Annotated in this window: 21 protein-coding genes; 10 read left to right on the forward strand and 11 right to left on the reverse strand. The window is 69.2% G+C overall.

All coding sequences use genetic code 11. The annotated features are described in order from the left end of the window. The first annotated feature begins 201 nt into the window (after positions 1-201). From KF709_10260 to KF709_10300, 9 genes are all read left to right on the forward strand, one after another. Complete coding sequence (locus KF709_10260) at positions 202-2,535, forward strand: chemotaxis protein CheW (GenBank protein ID MBX3174783.1); 2,334 nt, start codon at positions 202-204, stop codon at positions 2,533-2,535. After that, a complete protein-coding gene (locus KF709_10265; protein MBX3174784.1) occupies positions 2,532-2,957 on the forward strand; it encodes a purine-binding chemotaxis protein CheW in 426 nt (141 codons plus the stop codon). The genes KF709_10260 and KF709_10265 overlap by 4 nt, the downstream gene beginning before the upstream one ends. A gap of 82 nt (positions 2,958-3,039) precedes the next feature. Continuing rightward, positions 3,040-4,701 (forward strand): methyl-accepting chemotaxis protein, encoded by a 1,662-nt coding sequence (locus tag KF709_10270; GenBank protein MBX3174785.1) that lies wholly within the window; start codon positions 3,040-3,042, stop codon positions 4,699-4,701. Between the two features lie 7 nt (positions 4,702-4,708). Next, positions 4,709-5,077: a response regulator gene (locus tag KF709_10275; GenBank protein MBX3174786.1), complete on the forward strand. Its 369-nt coding sequence runs from the start codon at positions 4,709-4,711 to the stop codon at positions 5,075-5,077. Continuing rightward, entirely contained in the window at positions 5,077-6,180 is a 1,104-nt protein-coding gene (locus KF709_10280; GenBank protein ID MBX3174787.1) for a chemotaxis response regulator protein-glutamate methylesterase, read from the forward strand. The genes KF709_10275 and KF709_10280 overlap by 1 nt, the downstream gene beginning before the upstream one ends. Continuing rightward, positions 6,177-7,031, forward strand: coding sequence for a protein-glutamate O-methyltransferase CheR (locus tag KF709_10285; protein MBX3174788.1), 855 nt, complete (start codon positions 6,177-6,179; stop codon positions 7,029-7,031). Before KF709_10280 ends, KF709_10285 begins: the two co-directional genes overlap by 4 nt. 141 nt (positions 7,032-7,172) lie before the next feature. Then, positions 7,173-7,742, forward strand: coding sequence for a hypothetical protein (locus tag KF709_10290; GenBank protein MBX3174789.1), 570 nt, complete (start codon positions 7,173-7,175; stop codon positions 7,740-7,742). 10 nt (positions 7,743-7,752) lie between these two features. After that, positions 7,753-9,039, forward strand: coding sequence for an HDOD domain-containing protein (locus KF709_10295; protein MBX3174790.1), 1,287 nt, complete (start codon positions 7,753-7,755; stop codon positions 9,037-9,039). A 101-nt stretch (positions 9,040-9,140) separates the two neighbouring features. Continuing rightward, a complete protein-coding gene (locus KF709_10300; protein ID MBX3174791.1) occupies positions 9,141-10,064 on the forward strand; it encodes a class II glutamine amidotransferase in 924 nt (307 codons plus the stop codon). On the opposite strand, the gene KF709_10305 is transcribed toward KF709_10300, so the two are convergent. Both KF709_10305 and motA read right to left on the reverse strand, forming a co-directional pair. Next, positions 10,061-10,882: an OmpA family protein gene (locus KF709_10305; protein ID MBX3174792.1), complete on the reverse strand. Its 822-nt coding sequence runs from the start codon at positions 10,880-10,882 to the stop codon at positions 10,061-10,063. The genes KF709_10300 and KF709_10305 overlap by 4 nt on opposite strands. Positions 10,883-10,884: 2 nt before the next feature. Then, positions 10,885-11,739 (reverse strand): flagellar motor stator protein MotA, encoded by an 855-nt coding sequence (gene motA / locus KF709_10310; GenBank protein MBX3174793.1) that lies wholly within the window; start codon positions 11,737-11,739, stop codon positions 10,885-10,887. Between the two features lie 186 nt (positions 11,740-11,925). Between motA and KF709_10315 the strand changes: the two genes are divergently transcribed. After that, the gene (locus KF709_10315) at positions 11,926-12,501 is read left to right on the forward strand and encodes a hypothetical protein (GenBank protein MBX3174794.1); all 576 of its coding nucleotides are present in this window, start codon (positions 11,926-11,928) and stop codon (positions 12,499-12,501) included. Here the strand turns inward: KF709_10315 and KF709_10320 are convergent. Genes KF709_10320 through KF709_10360 form a run of 9 tightly spaced genes read right to left on the reverse strand, consistent with a single transcriptional unit; the run spans position 12,449 to position 18,649 of the window. After that, the gene (locus tag KF709_10320; GenBank protein MBX3174795.1) at positions 12,449-12,736 is read right to left on the reverse strand and encodes a carbon storage regulator; all 288 of its coding nucleotides are present in this window, start codon (positions 12,734-12,736) and stop codon (positions 12,449-12,451) included. The two genes, KF709_10315 and KF709_10320, sit on opposite strands and share 53 nt — an antisense overlap. Positions 12,737-12,747: 11 nt before the next feature. Then, positions 12,748-14,160: a flagellar hook-associated protein FlgK gene (gene flgK / locus KF709_10325; protein ID MBX3174796.1), complete on the reverse strand. Its 1,413-nt coding sequence runs from the start codon at positions 14,158-14,160 to the stop codon at positions 12,748-12,750. Continuing rightward, positions 14,160-14,696 (reverse strand): flagellar protein FlgN, encoded by a 537-nt coding sequence (locus tag KF709_10330; GenBank protein MBX3174797.1) that lies wholly within the window; start codon positions 14,694-14,696, stop codon positions 14,160-14,162. The genes flgK and KF709_10330 overlap by 1 nt, the downstream gene beginning before the upstream one ends. Beyond that, positions 14,693-15,019, reverse strand: a complete 327-nt coding sequence (locus KF709_10335) for a rod-binding protein (protein ID MBX3174798.1) — start codon at positions 15,017-15,019, stop codon at positions 14,693-14,695. Before KF709_10335 ends, KF709_10330 begins: the two co-directional genes overlap by 4 nt. Then, positions 15,016-16,065 carry a flagellar basal body P-ring protein FlgI gene (locus tag KF709_10340; GenBank protein ID MBX3174799.1) on the reverse strand — a complete coding sequence of 350 codons (1,050 nt, stop codon included), beginning with the start codon at positions 16,063-16,065 and terminating at the stop codon, positions 15,016-15,018. Before KF709_10340 ends, KF709_10335 begins: the two co-directional genes overlap by 4 nt. A gap of 1 nt (position 16,066) precedes the next feature. After that, complete coding sequence (locus KF709_10345) at positions 16,067-16,663, reverse strand: flagellar basal body L-ring protein FlgH (GenBank protein ID MBX3174800.1); 597 nt, start codon at positions 16,661-16,663, stop codon at positions 16,067-16,069. A 6-nt stretch (positions 16,664-16,669) separates the two neighbouring features. Further along, a complete protein-coding gene (gene flgA / locus KF709_10350) occupies positions 16,670-17,125 on the reverse strand; it encodes a flagellar basal body P-ring formation protein FlgA (protein MBX3174801.1) in 456 nt (151 codons plus the stop codon). Then, positions 17,122-17,910, reverse strand: coding sequence for a flagellar basal-body rod protein FlgG (gene flgG / locus KF709_10355; protein ID MBX3174802.1), 789 nt, complete (start codon positions 17,908-17,910; stop codon positions 17,122-17,124). The genes flgA and flgG overlap by 4 nt, the downstream gene beginning before the upstream one ends. Before the next feature lie 25 nt (positions 17,911-17,935). Continuing rightward, complete coding sequence (locus KF709_10360) at positions 17,936-18,649, reverse strand: flagellar hook basal-body protein (protein MBX3174803.1); 714 nt, start codon at positions 18,647-18,649, stop codon at positions 17,936-17,938. Positions 18,650-18,738: the final 89 nt, after the last annotated feature.

Raw genomic sequence — 18,738 nt, forward strand, 5'->3', positions numbered from 1 at the left:
ACGGGGTCCCGCGCGAAGGGCGCGCGGGACCCCGTCCGCGTTCCGGGGCGTCCCTATCGGACGCCCGCCGAAAAACTTGAGTGCCCGTCGTTACGCCGTGACGGAGTTCGCCGCCCGGAGCGGTAAAGATTCGGCCCCCACGACCCGACCTTCGAAGGTGAGCCCGTACGACCGGGCCTTTTCCTCATCCCGCCCATTCCCATGGATGACCTGCTTCGCGATTTCCTGACCGAGAGCGCCGAGAACCTGCAGCAGCTGGACCAGGACCTGGTCGAGCTGGAGCAGCGTTCCGACGACCCGACGCTGATCAACCGCATCTTCCGCGCGATCCACACCATTAAGGGGACCTGCGGCTTCATCGGGCTTGACCGTCTCGAGCGCGTGGCGCACGCGGCCGAGAGCGTGCTCGACGCCGTACGTGCCAACGAGCTCGGGGTCAGCGACGCGCTGATCACCGACGTGCTCGCCGCCATCGACGTCATCAAGGCGATCCTGGACGCGCTCGAGCAGACGCAGGCGGAGCCGGCCGGAGACGACTCCGTGCTCATCGCTCGCCTGGAGGCCTGGCTGACCGGTGACGCCGCGCCCTCCGCCCCTGAGCCGTCGTCGCTGCCGGAGGGTTCGCCCGTTCCGGAGCCGACGCGAAAGGGCAAGAAGGCGAAGTCGGCCAAGGTCGCCGAGCGTCCGTCCGCGAAGGTCGTCGAGCATCCGTCCGCCAAGGCCGCGGCGGCTCGCTCCGAGGAGCGTCCGTCGGCCAAGGTCGCCGCGAAGAAGCCTGCTGCGCCGCGCGCGCCCGATGCGCCCGTCGCCGAGAGTGCCGACGCGAGCGTGGAAGTGCGCAGCAGCCTCGCCGAGAGTTCCCTGCGCGTGAACGTCGACCTGCTCGACCGCCTGATGACGCTGGTGGGCGAGCTGGTGCTCGACCGCAACCGCCTGTTGCAGCTGACCGCCCAGCGCGAGGACACGGCCGCCGCGAGCGCCGTGCAGCACCTGAACCGCGTGACCTCGGACCTGCAGGACGCGGTGATGCGCACGCGCATGCAGCCGATCGGCGGCGCCTGGACCAAGTTGCCGCGCCTGGTGCGCGACCTCGCGCAGATGAGCGGCAAGCAGCTGAAGCTTGAGCAGCACGGCGCCGAGACCGAGCTGGATCGTCAGATCCTGCAGGCCATCGGCGATCCGTTGACGCATATGATCCGCAACTCGGCCGACCACGGCATCGAGTCGCCCGAGGTCCGTGTAGCGGCCGGCAAGCCGGCGCACGGGACCATCAGCCTGACCGCCTTCCACGAGGGCGGCCACGTCATCATCGAAGTGCGTGACGACGGCGCTGGCGTGTCGGTGGACAAGGTCCGCGAGAAGGCCATCTCCCGTGGGTTGGTGACGCGCGAGGCGGCGTCGGCGATGGGCGAGGCGCAGATCCTGCGCTACATCTTCGAGCCGGGCTTCTCGACGGCGGAGAAGGTCACGAACGTCAGCGGCCGCGGTGTCGGCATGGACGTGGTGCGCACGAACATCGAGCGCATCGGCGGCTCGGTGTCGATCGAGAGCGAGTTCGGGAAGGGCAGCGTGGTGCGGACCAAGATTCCGCTCACGCTGGCGATCATCCCCGCGCTGGTCGTGACGGCGGCCGGACAGCGCTACGCGATCCCGCAGGTGAGCCTGCTGGAGCTCGTGCGCGTCTCTGGCGTCGCGGGCGAGCCCGCGGTGGAGCACCTGCACGGTGCGCCGGTCTACCGCCTGCGCGGTCGCCTGTTGCCGCTGGTGTTCCTGGACGGCCTGCTCGGCAGCGGCGTGGAGCAGTCGCTCGAGGGGCGCGTGCTCAATATCGTCGTGCTCAAGGCGGAAGGCCGCACGTTCGGCCTCGTGGTCGACGGCCTGCGCGACACGGAAGAGATCGTCGTGAAGCCGCTGGGCCGCCACCTGCAGTCCACCGGCGCGTATGCCGGCGCGACCATCATGGGAGATGGCAGCGTCTCGCTGATCCTTGACGTGCCCGGCCTCGCCCGGCACGCCCGGGTGGTGGACGATCGCGCGGTGCGCGATGCGCAGACCCGCGCCGACGAGGAGAACGCCGCCAAGGGCGACCAGCGCACGCTGCTGGTGGTGCAGGTTGGCGAGCGTGACCGCGCGGCGGTCGAGCTGGCCCGTGTCAGCCGCCTCGAGGAGCTGGCGGCCGACCAGGTCGAGTTCTCGAACGGCGGACAGGTGGCGCAGTACCGCGGCGAGATCATCCCGCTCATCTCGCTGTCCGAGTGGTTCGGCCACAAGGCCGTGGACGTCGCGGCGCGTGGGAAGATCCCGGTGGTCATCCACCGGCACGGCGGGCGCACGGTGGGACTCATCGTGGACCGCATCATCGACATCGTCGAGCAGGAGCTCGACGTGCAGCGCGGGCGCGGTGGACGCGGACTCGTTGGCACCGCCTCGGTGCAGGGCCGCGTGACCGACCTGCTGGACCTTGATCACATCGTCGGGAGCCAGGTCGGCGAAGTCCGCCGTCCGACGCCCGTCGTCCTGGAGGCCGTCGCGTGACACAGTACGCAACGTTCAAAGTGCAGGGGATGCTGTTCGGCGTGGACGTGCAGCGGGTGCAGGAAGTGATCCGCCACCAGCCGATGACCCCCGTGCCGATGGCCGACGCCGTGGTGCGTGGCCTGATCAACCTGCGCGGGCAGATCGTGACGGCGCTCGACCTGCGCGTGCGCCTGGACCTGGGCGCGTACCAGGCCGAGGCCACGCCGATGACGGTCGTGGTGACGACCGAGGACGGGCCGGTGGCGCTGCTGGTCGACGAGATCGGCGACGTGCTTTCGGTGGACCAGGATGACTGGGAGCCGGCGCCGTCGACGGTGCAGGCCTCGGTGCGTGAGCTGATCCCCGGCGCGTTCAAGTTTGCCGGACAACTGATGTTGCAGCTGGACGTAGACCGCGTGCTTGAACTCGCGGCCGCCTGAGCGGCCGCGAGACCCGACTCGTCGCAGGACCAACCTCGAAGCATCCTGTAGGACCACACCCTTACTCCGGAACGCCTCTCCAATGCTGCAGTGGTTCAAGAACATCCGCATCCGGCCCAAGCTGATCGGCAGCTTCGCCATCGTGGCTGCGGCGGGCGCCTTCGCCGGCACCTTCGCCATCAGGAGTATGTGGGAGATCGACGACGCGGACACGTATATGTTCACGAGCGTCGTCAAGCCGTACGCGGAGGCGATGTCGCTGATCGACCACGTCCACGTGGCACGGATCCATATGCGCAGCGTGTTGCTCGAGACGACGGCGAGCGGTCGCCGTGCCGCCGTGGATCGCACGCACGACGAGGCGGCGCAGGCCAAGTTGGCCTTGGCGCGCCTCGACGCCCTGCAACTCGACAGCGCCGACCAGGCGGCAGTGACCGCCGTGCGGCAGGCGCACGACAGTTGGGTCCCGGCACGGGAGCGGCTGCTGGAGTTTGCGTCGGCGGGTCGCGTGCGCGAGGCTGAGCAGGCGCGGGCGGACGTGGACGAGACCGCCGGGGCCCTCGCGCGGCAATTGACGGCCCTCGCCTCCGCTTTGGCGACGAGCGGAGAGCAGTTGGCCCGCGACAACACGGCGCTCGCCAAGCGCGCCACGGTCGTCGCATCGCTGTTGCTGGCGCTGGCCTTCATCGCCTCTGTCCTCGGTGGGCTTTTCATCGCCCGGCTGGCAACGACAACCCTCGTGGAGGCGCTACGGGCCCTGCAGAGCGTGGCACAGGGCGATCTCACTGCACGCGCCGTCGTCGATTCCGAGGACGAGTTCGGCGAGATGAAGGCCGCCATCAACGCGGCGGCGACCGCGATGCAGGACAGCATTCGGCAGATCGCCGAGAACGCGCAGGCGCTGGCCGCGGCATCCGAGGAACTCTCGGCGACCTCGACCCAGATGGGCGCCAACGCCCAGCAGACCTCGCAACAGTCCGGGATGGTCTCGGCGGCTGCCGAGGAGGTCTCGCGCAACGTGCAGACGGTGGCCTCGGGCAGCGAGGAGATGGGCGTGTCCATTAAGGAGATCGCTTCGAACGCCGCGCAGGCAGCCCAGGTCGCGCAGGGCGCGGTCGCCACGGCGGACCGCACGAACCAGACCGTCACCCAGCTCGGCGCCTCGTCGCAGGAGATCGGCGCCGTCATCAAGGTCATCACGAGCATCGCCGAGCAGACGAACCTGTTGGCGCTGAACGCGACGATCGAGGCAGCCCGCGCCGGAGAGGCGGGCAAGGGCTTCGCAGTCGTCGCGAACGAGGTGAAGGAGCTGGCCAAGGAGACGGCGAAGGCGACGGAGGACATCGCGCGCCGCATTGAGGCGATCCAGGGTGACTCGCAGGGTGCCGTGTCCGCCATCGGCGAGATCGGTGCCGTGATCCGCCAGCTGAACGACATCTCCGGCACCATCGCCTCGGCGGTGGAGGAGCAGGCCGCGACCACGAGCGAGATTGCGCGCAACGTGGAGCAGGCCGCCGTGGGCGCCAAGGACATCGCCAGCACCATCACGGGTGTGTCGTCGGCGGCGCAGAGCACCGCGCAGGGCGTGCAGAACACGCGTCAGGCCGCCGAGGAGTTGGCGGCGATGGCGAGCGCGCTGCAGACCTTGGTGGCGCGCTTCACCTTCGAGGCCGGCGGGCGCAACCACACGCCGGTGGTCGACATCACGGCGCGTCGCCCGCGCCACCACAGCAAGGCCGCCTGAGACTCCGATGCCGCACATCCTCGTCATTGACGATTCCTCGACGATCCGCAAGGCGATCCGCCAGATCCTGAACGGCCTCACGCACGACGTGGTCGAGGCGGCGGATGGCGCCGCAGCGCTCGAGACCGTCCGCCAGGACCACGGGCTCGACGCGATCCTCTGCGACATCGACATGCCGGTGATGGACGGCCTGACCTTCCTCTCCGCGTTGCGTGAAGACAGCGACCTGCCGCAGCCGCCGGTCATCATGTGCACCACGCACAACAGCTTTGAGCGCATCAGCGATGCGCTCGGACGCGGGGCGAACGAGTACATCATGAAGCCCTTCACCCCCGAGATCATCGCCGAGAAGCTGGCATCTGTCGGGATTGGGTGATGGACGCGCCGATCCGTGTAGTCCTGATCGACGACTCCGCCGTCGTCCGCGGCGCGCTGCGCCGCATCATCGAGCCCTCGGGTGACATCGTGATTGCGGGGACCGCGTCCAACGGCCGGCTTGGCCTGGAGGCGGTGGCCGCGCACCGGCCCGACGTCGTGCTGCTCGACATCGAGATGCCCGAGATGGACGGCATGCAGACGTTGCCGCGCCTCTTGGCCGCCAATCCGGGGCTCAAGGTCATCATGGCCTCGAGCCTCACGCAGCGCGGCGCGCAGGTCACGATGGACGCGCTGGCGCTCGGCGCGGCCGACTACATCACCAAGCCCACGGCACGGGCCGGCCCGGACGCACTCGCGCCGATGGCGGCCGAACTGCTTGGCAAGATCCGCGGCCTGGCGCGGCCGCACCGGCACCTGCGGCCCGCGACACCGCTGCGCACGCGCGCCGTGGGGCCCGAGTCCGACAGTGCGCCGATTCCCGAACCGACGACCGGTGCACTGCGTCGCGGGCTTGGCGGCCGCGCGCCGGAGTTGATTGCGATTGCCTCGAGCACCGGTGGCCCGAACGCGCTGGCCCAGCTGTTCAAGGCGTTGCCGAACGAGTGCAAGACCCCGATCGTCGTCACGCAGCACATGCCGCCGTTGTTCACGCAGATGCTGGCCCAGCGCCTGACGCGCGAATCCGGTCGGACCTGCGTGGAAGCCAGCGACCGGATGCCCGTGCAGCCAGGGCACACGTACATCGCGCCCGGCGACAAGCACCTGCTCGTGGAGCGCGAGAACGGTGCGCTGCGCATCCGCCTCAGCGATGCGCCGCCGGAGAACCACTGTCGCCCGTCGGCCGATGTGATGTTTCGCTCCATCGCAAATGCCGTCGGTGGATCGACGCTGGTCGTGGTGTTGACGGGGATGGGCGAGGACGGCAAGCGTGGCGCCGACGTGCTGCGCCGCGCCGGTGCCCGCGTGCTCGCGCAGGACGAGGCATCGTCGGTGGTGTGGGGCATGCCCGGCGCCGTCGTCGCCGCTGGACTCGCTGACCAAGTGCTCACCCTGCCGTTGATCGCGCAGCGCATCGCCCACCTTGAGCTGGCCCTCGCATGATTGCCCCGGACGACTACCGCTTCCTCAGCGACTTCCTGAAGAGGGAGAGCGGCCTGAGCCTCGGCCCCGGCAAGGACTACCTGCTGGAGAGCCGGCTGCCACCCGTCGCGGCGAACTTTGCCTGCGACGGCGTCGCCGGGCTCGTGCGCGCCCTGCGCATGGGCGGCAATCGCGCGATGGTGAAGGCCGTGGCCGACGCGATGACCACCGGCGAGACGCTGTTCTTCCGTGACCAGACGCCGTTCACGGTGTTTCGCGAGACGCTGCTGCCCGAGGCGGTCCAGCGTGCGCGCCCGACCGGCCGTCCGGTGCGCATCTGGAGCGCCGCCTGTTCGTCGGGCCAGGAGGTCTTCTCGTTGGCGATGATCGCCGACGAACAGCAGCGCCAGTTGGCCGGTACCCGCGTGGAGTTCCTCGCCACGGACTATTCGACTCCGACCGTGCAACGCGCCGCGCAGGCGACGTTCTCGCAGCTCGAGGTCCAGCGCGGCCTGCCCATCCAGCTGCTCGTGAAGTACTTCGACAAGACGCCCGACGGCTTCAGGGTGAAGGATATGCTCAAGCAGCGCGTCGCGTTCCGCGAGCACAACCTGCTGACGTCGGGGGCGGGCCACGGGTCGTTCGACATCATCTTCGTGCGCAACGTGCTGATCTACTTCGACGTGCCGACGAAGCGCGAGGTGCTGGAGCGCCTGAGTGCCCAGTTGGTGCCGGGCGGCGTGATCGTGCTTGGCGGCACCGAGAACACGCTGGGCGTCACGGATGCCCTGGTGCGCCTGCCGGGCTGTCCGACCGCGGTCTACCAACGCAGCGCGGACCTGACCCAGCGGCGGGCCGCTCCGGCGGCCTAGCCCCGACGGCGGCGGTTCCGGCGTCCTCGCCGCAGTGCTGCGGGCGGATCCGGGCTCAAGCGGGCGCCTGTCCCTGCCGAAGCTCTAATGGACGAAGGTCGTGCCAATCGGGCGCGACCCCGCGAACCAGGAGAGGCCCGAATGAGCGACGCCACACCGTCGGCGCGTTCCAAGAATCCGGAAACGCTGCCCGACATGCTGATGATGGCGCACGACGAAGTGTGCGCCATCCTGAACTCCCTGCGCACCAGCCGTGACCTGCTCCAGAAGAGCAGCGTCTCGCACCTCCGCAACACCACGGCCAAGCTGCAGGAAGTGACGGACGCGACCGAAGTCGCGGCCACCGGCATCCTCGACGGCCTCGATCGCTCGATTGCCCTCGTCGACAAGCTCGACACGCTCGACGCCAGCGGCAATGGCGAGGCGGTGGATACGCGCAACGCGCTCCGCGACGAGCTGTTCCAGGCGCAGGCCGCGCTGCAGTTCCAGGACATCACGGCGCAGCAGCTGGCGTATGCCGCCAGCATGCTCATCGAGATGGAGGACCGCATGAAGGGCCTCGCCCACGCGCTGGAACCGCACAACCAGGCGGCGAGCGTGAAGGTCGCCGCCGTCTCCTCGGCGATGCGCGCGTTCGACCCGAACGCAACGATGGCCAACCCGCAGGGCCGCCAGGCCCTCGCGGACGAGATCTTCACCACCACGCCCTAAGGGAATCCGCGTGAGCGCCCAGCCCGTCACGGCGCCGGGTGCGGCGACCGCCCCATCCGTCCACGCAGCAGAGGCCCAGGCCCGCTGCGTGGCGCGCCAGCCGATCTTCGACCGCGAGCGCCGGCTCAAGGGCTATGAACTCCTGTTCCGCTCGCACGGTGGCGCGTCCAGCGCCATCGGCGGCACCAGCCCCGAACAGATGTCCGGCAGCACCGTGGTCACCGGTGTGCTGGACATCGGCCTCGACCAACTCACGGGGCCCGTCCCCGCCTGGATCAACGCCTCACGCGAGTTCCTCGTGAGCGGCGTGCTCGAGGTGCTCGACGCCAAGCGCGTGGTCATCGAGGTGCTCGAGACGGTGGTGCCCGACGCCGAAGTCGTGGCCGCGGTCCAGCGCCTGCGCGAGCTCGGCTACACGATCGCGCTGGACGACTTCGAGGGCGGCCCGGAATGGGAGCCGCTGCTGCAGATGGCGCAGATCGTGAAGCTCGACGTGATGAACCAGACCAAGCAGCAGATCGCGCCGCGCGTCTTCCGCCTCAAGCCGTATCGCGTGAAGCTGCTGGCTGAGCGCGTGGAGGACCAGGCGAGCTTCCTCGACTGCGTGTCGTTGGGCTTCGAGTACTTCCAGGGCTACCACTTCCGCAAGCCGGAGACGCTGCAGCGAAAGGTGTTGCCCGTGGGCATGGCCCGCGTGGCGCGCCTGATGTCGCTCGTGAACGACACCCGCGTGACGGACCAGCAGCTCGAGGCCGAACTGCGCGCGGACCCCGGCCTCAGCGTCAAGCTGCTGCGTATCGTGAACAACGCGGCCACGGGCTACCACTCGGTGTCCTCGCTGCGCCACGCCATCCAGCTCGCCGGCCGTCGGACGCTGTACCACTGGCTCGCCCTCCTGATGGTGAGCTCCGTGCCGACCAAGGACGACGCCGAGAAGGAGATCGTGTTGCAGTCGCTGGAGCGCGGACGTTTCTGCGAACTGATGGCGCTGGGCACCGGGCGTCGCGAACAGGCGGACCCGCTGTTCCTCGCCGGCCTGCTGGCCAACCTCGACCAGATCCTCGGCGTCTCGCGTGACGAGCTCATCACGCAGATGGGGCTCTCCGGTGAGGTCGCTGCTGCGCTGCGTGGCGAGCCCGGGCCGCACACGGCCTACCTCGCGGTGGCCACGGCCTACGCCGCCGGCGACTGGGAGCGGGTGGCGCCCTCGGCGGACCGGCTTGGCGTGGAAGAGGAACTGCCCGAGCTCTACGGCGCGGCCGGCGGCTGGGCCCGCGAGGTGTTGCGGGCGGCGTAGTCGAAGCGCGGCGTGGGCGTCCGGCGCCAGCAAACCGTTCCGGTGCCGACCGCCAACCGCAGCATCCAGCGGCCAGGGCACGCGGCGTGCATACTTGAGGTATGTGCCGCTTCACGCTGTACCTCGGCCCGCCGATCAAGCTCTCCACGCTGGTCACCGAGCCTGAACACTCGCTGATCCACCAGAGCAGCCACGCGACCGAACGCGCCGAGCCATTGAATGGCGATGGGTTCGGCATCGGCTGGTACTCACCGCGCCTGCACAGCGAGCCCGCGACGTTCCATCAGATCACGCCGGCCTGGAGTGACCGCAATCTCAAGAGCATCGCCAAGGTCGTGGCGAGCGCCTGCGTGATGGCCCACGTGCGCGCGGCCACGCCGGGCAGCACGGTGGATCTCTCGAACTGCCATCCGTTTGCGTACGACAACTACTTGTTGATGCACAACGGGCACATCGGCGGGTTTCGGCGACTGCGGCGTCGGTTGCTCGAGGACCTGACGGACGAGGCCTATGGCATCATCCGCGGGAGCACCGATACCGAGCATCTCTTCGCGATCTTCGTGGACGAGATCGTGCGCCACGGCTGTCCCGTGGACGCGCCCGGCGAGGGGGGACGCAACGGCGAGGCCGCGTTGGGCCTCGCGCAGCGGCTCTCATCGGCGATCGAGCGCACGCTGGCCGTGTCGGCGCGCTTTGGCAACGGCGAGCCCAGCTTTCTCAACGTGGCCGTCACCGACGGGGATCATGTGGCCGTGTGCCGCTTCGCCTCCGGCGATGGTGCGCAGCCGGAGACGCTGTACCTGCTCCACGGCGAACTGTATCCTCCGGCGGGGCGCGACTTCCCGCAGCGCCGTCCCACCGACGAGGGCGAGGCAACGGTCGTCGCGTCGGAGCGACTCACCACGGATGCGCGCTGGCAGGCTGTGCCCGCCAACCATATGCTGGTGCTCGACCGTTGGGTCAGGCCGCGCGTGCTTCCGATGGACGCGTCGGGGCGGATTGCCCCTGCCGCGGTGGGCGTCTAACCGACCGGCGAGACGTTGAGGTCGGCGAGCGTCGAGCGCGCCGGCTTCGGCGACAGGAAGGGCAGGATGATCGAGATGCGCCGATTCTCCGCCGAGGCGGGTTGATCGGCGTTGCGCAGCCGCGAGGCCCCAAGGGCGCGCACCTCGCGCAGTCGGTCCGCCGCGATGCCCGCGTGCTCGAGCACGCGTCGCGCCGCGTTGGCGCGGTCCGCCGATAGTTCCCAGTTGGTGTACTGCGCGTTGCGTCCGTAGGGCACGGCGTCCGTGTGTCCTTCCAGGATGATCGGATTGCGCAGCGCCCCGAGTTCGCCGCCGATGACCTCGAGGGCCACGCGGGCGCTCTGCTGCAAGTGCGCCGAGCCGCGGGGGAAGTAGGTCTCGCCGTCGCCGGACTCGAGCAGCTCGATGCGCAGGCCGTCCTCGCCGACGACGATCTCCACCTTGGGCGACTGCATCCCGGCGGCCAGGGAATCGAGGCGGGCCTGGATCTTGTCGGCAACCTCCTCCATCGCAATCGTCTCGCTGCGCCGCACGATGAGGTTGAACCGCACCGTGCCGTCGGAGTTGGGCGACGGACCGGCGTTGATGGGGCTGTCGCCCGACGACTGGCCGACGTGATAGCCGGTGGGGTGCGAGAAATACTCCTCGATGTGGCGACGCGTGTTGTCGTCGAGGCCGACGAGCCACATCACCATGAAGAAGGCCATCATTGCGGTCACGAAGTCCGCGTAGGCCACCTTCCACGATCCGCCGTGGTGGGCGTGCCCCGCCTTCTTGATCTTCTTGACGATGACGATCGGTCGTTGCTCGAGCCCCATCGTCAGGCCTTCCCGCGCACCAGCGCCTCAAGCTTGGAGAACGAGGGACGCTCGTGCGGCTCGATGCTGCGGCGCGCAAACTCGACAGCGGACATCGGGGAGTCGCCACGCGCGAAGGCCAGCAGCGCCGTGCGGATGGTCAGCAGGTAGGCGTGCTCCGCCTGGATGCGCGCCTCGATGGCCTGGGCCATCGGGCCGACGACGCCGTAGGAGAGCAGGATGCCGAGGAAGGTGCCGACCAACGCGGCGGCGACCTTCTGGCCCACGATCGACGCATCGCCACCGATGGCGCCCATCGTGATGATCACGCCGAGCACCGCGGCCACGATGCCGAAGCCCGGCAGCGCATCACCGACCTTGGTCAGCGCCGTCGGCGCCGCCATCTGCTCGTGGTGGTGCTGCTCGAGGTCCATGTCGAGCACGTCGGCGAGATGGTGGTTCTCCACCGCGCCCGTGAGCAGGACCTTGAGCGTGTCGCAGAGCGTGGCCACCGCGTGATGGTTGCCGAGGAAGGCCGGGTACTTCTTGAAGATGTCGCTCTTCTCGGGATCCTCGATGTGCGCCTCGAGGCCCACCAGGCCGTCCTTGCGGGCCTTCTGGAAAATGGCGTAGAGTACCTGCAGCAACTCCTCGTAGGCCTGGTGCGAGAACGGGGAGGGCTTGAGCAGGCCGAGGGTCATGGCGACGGCCCGCTTGATGGTGCTGCTCGGGTTCCCGATGATGAGCGCGCCGAGGGCGGCACCACCGATGATGATGAACTCGCTGACCTGGATCAGCACGCCGAGCTGCCCGTGGTGCATCACGTAGCCACCAATGACGCTACCAAAGACGACCACGAGGCCGATAATGATCATCATGGGAGTGGCGATACTCGGGGGAGGAGGACGGCAGGCTGTCTCACCCATCCGAGTATCGGACCATCGGCCCGAAAATAGACCCCTGTGACCCCCCCAAATCACACAACCGCCGAGTTGGCAGAAGGTCGTGCCGCAGCCGTTTGGATGGCCCGGACCGCTGGCGTTCTTCGCGGCATTTCCCACGCCATGGGAAACCGGCTCCACGCCCTCGAGTTCCTGCGGGAGTCCCTGGAGCCGGGTGAGGTCATGGGGGCCGAGATTCGCGACCAGTTGGGGTCTGAATTCGAGACACTGACCAGTCTTGTCGAGCGGAATCGGATCCTGGTCTTCCTCGACGACGAGGAGCCTCAGCCCTGTCGGGTGGCCGACATACTGCCCACGGCCATCGCGCTGCGGGCACTGCACGTGGACGTTTTTGAGCCTGGATGCGAGGTGCAGGCCTCCGGCGATCCGCCGGCCATCCTGGCGCCGCTCCGCGCCCTCACGCAGGCGCTGGCGCTCATGTTGCTGCCGGTCGGTGGTGAGTCGAACCTTGCGGCCTCGGTCGGGGTCACGGGAACGCCGGAGGCCGTGGCGGTGCGCGTCAGCGGCGGCGCGGCTGTCGACAGCACGGAGGCCACGCGCGACGCCATTGGTTGGCTGCTGCGTTCAGTGGTGCCGCCCGTGGAGATCGTGCGGGAGGCCGACGCGTCCGGTGCCGCGCTGCGGCTTACGCTTCCGTCGCTGGCGGCGTCGCGGCGCGCGGAGCGCCAGCAGGACTGAGCCGCTGGATCACGGCACCAGCGGCCGCCCCGGCCGCCGCAAAGCTGGCCGCGGCTTCGACGGCGCGTCGCGTCTCTTCCGCCACACTGTCCACCAGCTCGCCGCGCAGGATGCGCACCGACGACGGCGCCTCGATGCCAAGGCGCACGGTACGACCGTCGCAGGCCAACACCTCGATGCGGATGTCGCCGTCCAGGACGAACCCCTGGCCGGCGCGGCGAGAGAGAATGAGCATCGCGATCCCGGCTAGCGCTTGAGGCTGATAAGGGTCTCCATCATCTCGTCCACGGTCTGGACGACCTTCGCGGCCGCCGCATAAGCCTGCTGGTGCCGCATGAGGCGCATCAGCTCCTCGTCTGTGCTCACGCCGGTGACGCTGTCGCGGCGCGCCGAGGACTGGGCCAGCAACGTGTTTGACACTGTCGCCGCATCGCCGGCCGCGCGGCCTGCGCCGGCGATCGTCGCGATGATGCGCTGGAATGCGCCGCCGAAGCTGCCGCTCACCGCACTTGGTGACCCATCGCGCAGTTCGCCGATGGCCAATGCCACGGCGTTGTCGCCGGTGGCCTGCAACGTTGCGCTCGCGGCGATCGCGCCGGCGTCGGCTGCGACCTCGGCCGACAGTCGGATACCACCCGCGCTCAGCGCCGTGGGGTCCGCGTCGAAGAAGCTGATGCCTGAGCCCGTGGGCCCGAGCAGGGGGTCCCAGTTGCCACTCACGCCCGCCGTGGGCGACCAACCCGTGGTGTGCAGCGCGTTCACGTCGGTGATGAGCGCCGCGGCCAGGGCGTCGAGCTCGGCCCGCGTCCCGGCAATATCAACGTTGGCCAGCTCCACCAGCGCACCGAGCTTGCCGCCCATCGTGCGCACGGGGCTGGTCTCGCCCGCGATGCGGATCTCCTGCGGGATCGTGACCGTCAGTTCAAGCGCGTTCGTGAACACGCCGTCCACCAACGGGCGACCGCCCAGCATCACCTGGTTGCCGCCGTCGGCGCGGTCGATGACCGTGATGGGCACCAGCGTCCCGAGTTCGTCGAGCAGCCGGTCGCGCTCGTCGCGCAGGTCGTTGGCGGTGTTGCCACCGCTTTCCATCGGGACGATCTGCTTGTTGATGGCGGCGATGCTCGTCGTGAGCTGGTTGACCTGCTCGAGCACGGTGGACGCCTGCGTGCGCGTGTCCGTCTCCATTCGCTGCAGTTCGTTCGCGTAGCTATTGAAACGCTGGATCAGCGCCTCGGCGCGCTGCCGCACGACGGCGCGGGCGCCGGCGTTGTTGGGCTGCGCGGAGAGGTCACTCCAGCTGTTCCAGAACGCGTCGAAGGCAGCGGCGAGGCCGTTGTCCGACGGCTCGCCGAAGATCTGCTCCACGCGCACGAGTGCATCGCGACGCGTGCTGGAATAGCCGGCGGGCGCGAGCTGGGTACGCACGTCCTGGTCGAGCAGCATCTCGCGCGCACGTCCGACCGTGGCGATACGCACGCCCGAGCCGAAGATGCCGTAGGTCATCTTCCGCACCGGACCCTGCTCCAGCGACAGCGTCTGCCGCGTGTAGCCAGGGGTCTCGGCGTTGGCGATGTTGTGGCCCGTGACTTCCATGGCCGCCTGATGCGAGAGCAGGGCGGTGCGGGCCACGCTGAGGATGCTGCCGATGCTGGACATCAGATCGTCCGGTCGAGCAGGCCGGGATCGCCCGGCGTCCCACCGTCGCGGCCGTAGGTGGACGGCGGCTGCAACGCGCCCGCGAGGGCGCGCACGAGCTGGTCGCCGGCTTCGACGGCGGTGCGCAGGACACGCTGGTTGAGCTGCACTTCCTGGTGCAGCAGCTCGCCAGTGTCGGTCAGCGCATCAATGGCGGATTGCACCTCGGCGGGCGGCGTGCCACCGAAGGTGTCAAGAAGAGCCGGCATACTCAAATCATCGGCTTCGCCGAGCCGCTGGTTGAGCGTGATGCGCCGACGGCGCGCCTCTCCCAATGTGACAAGCACACGATGCGTGGCGAAGACCGAGTCATCGAGCCCCTGCAGGTCGTCGCGGGCCAGCGCCTCGCGCTGACGCTTGAGGATCGAGGCAAGGTCCAGCAGCAGTTGGTTCTCCTCGCGCAGCGCCTTGGCCAGCGCGGTGACGGTGGGAGCAGCGTGGGCGCCGACCGTGCGCGTCGGCGCGGCCAGGGTGGACGTCGGTGTGAGATGGGTCACTTCGACTCCGTCGTCGCAGCGGGCATTGCGGCCGGGGCCGCTGCCGGGCCGGCGGCGAGTTCGCGAACGAGTGAGGCGGAGAGCCCGCGCGACCATTGCGCGGGCAGCTGGTCGGCGATGAACTCATCGCGCATGGCGGTGAACATTTCCTCACCGGCCCCGCCGTGCGTGATGCCGTCACTGGGAACGGTCTCGCGCATCGCGGCGAAGAGCTGACGGACGAACATGCCTTCGAGCGCCTGGGCCTGCGCGTGCAGCTGCTCGCGCTTGTTCTCGCCCGGCGTGGGCGTGAGCGGCGTGCTGGCGCCAATCGGGCTGGTCATCGGATCACGACCTCGGCGTGAAGGGCGCCCGCATCGCGCAGGGCGCTGAAGACTGCGGCGGTCTGCTGCGGCGTCGCCTTGGCATTGCGAAGCGCCTCGGCCACGTGCTGCACCGTCGTGCCAGTGGGCAGCGCGTCTGGGCCACCGCCGCCAATCACCAGCGTGATGCCTTCGGCACTCACGATGCCGTCACCGACGACGATGTCGGCGCCGGCGACGACCGTGCCATTGCGCGCGTCCACGAGCAGGCGGTTCGCCGCGCCGCGACGGATGCGCAGGTCGTTGATCTGCTCGTAAAGCGCGGGCAGGCCGTCGGCGCCTCCCTGCGGCTTGAGCAGAATGGAACCCGGATCCTCGACCTCGGCCGTGCCACGACGACCCGTCACCGAGTCGATGGCCGCGGCGATGCGCAACGCCATCGCGGCGTCAGGCTGCTTGAGCAGCAGGCGCGAGGTGCGCCGCTGCTGCGGACGCGGCAGCTCGACTTCGATCACGCCACCGTCAGGCACACGACCGGCGGTCGCCGCGCGCAGGCTGACACGGGTGGCGCTGCCGGACTCGGTGATCATCAGGGCGCCCTGGGCGGCGGCAACCGCGCTGCTGCCGACGTCGCCAACGAGCGGCGTCATCCACAGGATGCCGCCACGCAGCGACTGAGCATCGCCGATGGAGCTCACCTGCACATCGAAGCGACCACCGGGCCGTAGGTACGGCGAGACTTCGGCCGTCACGAGCACCGCCGCGACATTGCGCGTGCGGAGCAGGTTGGCCGGCACCTGCACCTCAAAGTTGCGCAGCAGGTTCACAATGGACTGCACGGTGTGGCGCGAGCCGACGGTGCCAGTGACGCGGTCACCCGTGCCACTGAGGCCGGTGACGAGTCCATAGCCGACCAGGCGCACCGGTCCGCCGCCCTCGGGAATCGTGAGGTCGCGGATGGTGACGTCCTGCGCGAGCAGCGCGGCGCCGCCTGTGGTGGCTGCCGGCGCGGTCGCGAGTGCGGCCGCGGCGAGCGCGAGCGTCGTGACCAGTCGAGGTGCGCGCATCTTACGGCCAGATCGCGCCGAAGATCTTGCCGATCAGCCCACCGCGAGCCTTGCCGAGCCGTCCCTTCTGCTTGTACTCGATCTTCGCGTCGGCCATGCGCCAGGAGTCCACCGAGTTGGTGGCCACGGCGATGTCATTGGGCCGCACCCATCCGCTGAGGATGATGGTCTGCTTGGCCTTGTCCACGAAGAGCTCCTTCTGTCCTTCAAGCTGCAGCATCCCGGTCGGCGAGATGGCCACGACGCGCGCGCTGACCTCCGCGCGAAAGCTGTTGCCGCGCACCGACTGGCCGCTGCGGCGCGAGTCGACAGCCTTGTCGGCGCTCATGCCGGCGCCCATCGCGCTGCCGTCGGGCATCTGCGCGCCGGCGCTCATCACGCGGCCACGGTTGTCCGAGGCGTCCTCGCGCAGGTTGGCGGCGGCCAGCGTCTGCTCATCGATGAAGACGGTGACCACATCGCCCACGGCGAGCTGGATGCGGTCGGAAGTCCAGGAGCGGCGCGCGGCGTTCGCGGTGGCCTGGGCGGTGACGGATGCCGGGATCGCGACATAGAGCAGCATCGCAATGATCCAGAGGCGCGTGTCGATGGAGAGCATAGGACTTCAGCGACGAAGAAGGGTGACGGTGCCGCTGTCGCGAACGACGGCGGGAATGTTGCGGCGACGATCGATGCGGACCATCAGCGTGTCGCCGATGGCGGCATCGGCGAGCGCGACGGCAGTTTGCGTGATGCGGATGCCCGGGCTGACAAAGTCGGCCTGCACGGTGTCGCCGCGTCGAATGACCGGTCGCGGGGCGACAGCCGGCGTGCGCAACGACTCACCGGGATGAATGAGCCGACGGGCGACCCAGCCGAGCGGCGCGCGGCCAGCCTCGAGCGTGGAGCCCCCTTCGATGTCCTGCGCCGTGAGGATGCTGCCGCGGGCAATGACGCGGGCGGCGCGGAAGGCCGGCACATCGGGCAGCGAGGCCTGCGCGCGGGCCGCCGCGCTGGGCGCGGCGGCCGCCACCAGCAACGCCAGCCCGACCGCGGCGTGGTTGGCCGTGCGCGCGCTCATCGACCCAGCCCAGCCTGCACGTCGGACATCTGCTCGACGTTGCGGATGACCTTGGCATTGATCTCGTACGCGCGCATCGCGGCGATCATGTCCACCATCTCCTGCACGATCTCGACGTTGCTGCCCTCGAGATGGCCCTGGAGCAGGCGGCCGATGCCGTCCTCACCCGCGAATCCGACGATCGGCTCGCCGGAGGCCGGCGTGGTGACGTAGAGGTTCTCGCCCAGCGACTCGAGGCCGGAGGGGTTCGCGAAGCGCGCCAGCTCGAAGCGCCCGATCTCCTGCGGCCGCGCGTCGCCCGGCCGCGTCACGGTCACGATGCCGTTGCGCGAGATGGAGATGTTGTTCGCATCGTCGGGCACGCGGATGCCGGGGACGATCGTGTGGCCGAGGGAGTTAACGAGCACGCCCTGGTCGGAGATCTGCAGCGCGCCATCGCGCGTGTAGCCGGTGAGCCCGTTCTCCATCTGCACCTGCAGGAAGCCATCGCCTTCGATGGCGATGTCCAGCGAGCGCTGCGTGGCCTCGATGGGGCCGTTGCCCTGCATCCGGAACACGCCGGCGAGGCGCGTGCCACGGCCGACCTGCACGGCGGGCAGGGTCTCGGAGTCGGTGCCGGCGATCGTCGTGGTGCCCTGCAGCGTCTGGTAGAGCAGGTCCACGAAGTGCGCGCGGCTGCGCTTGAAGGCCGTCGTGTTGACGTTCGCCAGGTTGTTGGCGATGACCTCGGTGCGCGTCTGCTGCGCGAGCATGCCGGTGGCGGCGGTACGAAGGGCGGGATTCATCTGCGGTCCTTGGAAGGGTCAGGCGTCAGCGGGGGCGGGCCAGGTCGCCGACGACAATCGCACGGGCATCGTCGATAGCAGACACGGCGCGCTGCGCCGAGGTGTACGCACGCTGGATATCGATCAACGAGACCATCGCCTCGATCTGCGAGACGTTGCTCTCTTCCACCGCGCCCTGTCGCACGGCGCGCTCGGCATTGATCAGCGGCCGTCGGTTGTCGGAGGGGAGGAAGCGGCCGTCGCCGGCGTGCTGCAGCGATTCATTCGGCGGCACGCCTTCCACACGAAGGCGACCGAAACCCACACCGTCGGCGGTGATGGCACCGTCGCGGCCAATCGCGATGCGCTGGGCATTTGCCGGCAACTTCACCGGCTCGCTGATGCCGGGCTTGGCCGGATCCTCGCCGAGCACCTTGGCGCCGCGGGCGTCCACGAGATAGCCCTCGGTGTCGAGGCGGAAGCTGCCGCCGCGCGTGAGCTGCTCGCCGGTCGGCGTCTGGACGACAAAGAAGCCGTCGCGCTCAAGCGCCAGGTCCAGCGGGTTGTTGGTGACGGCGATCGAGCCCTGGCGGCGATCGGTCGCCGCGCCGAGCTGCACGTAGTCCGTGTTGCCCATCAGGTGGGCAAAGGCGCGCTCCGCCTTGAAGCCTGCGGTGGAGACGTTCGCCAGGTTGTTGGCGACAATCTCCTGCTGGCGCTCGAGCTTTCGGAGGGCGGCTGCCGCGTGCGGCAGTCCCATTGGCCTGATGCTTGTCCCCACGGTCTGATCCTCGGTGACTGGTCGCTATCTATAGAAGGCAAGCGCCGTGCCAGTCCTGGACTCTCGTA

This window comes from Gemmatimonadaceae bacterium (assembly GCA_019637445.1).
Taxonomy (GTDB): Bacteria; Gemmatimonadota; Gemmatimonadetes; order Gemmatimonadales; family Gemmatimonadaceae; genus Pseudogemmatithrix.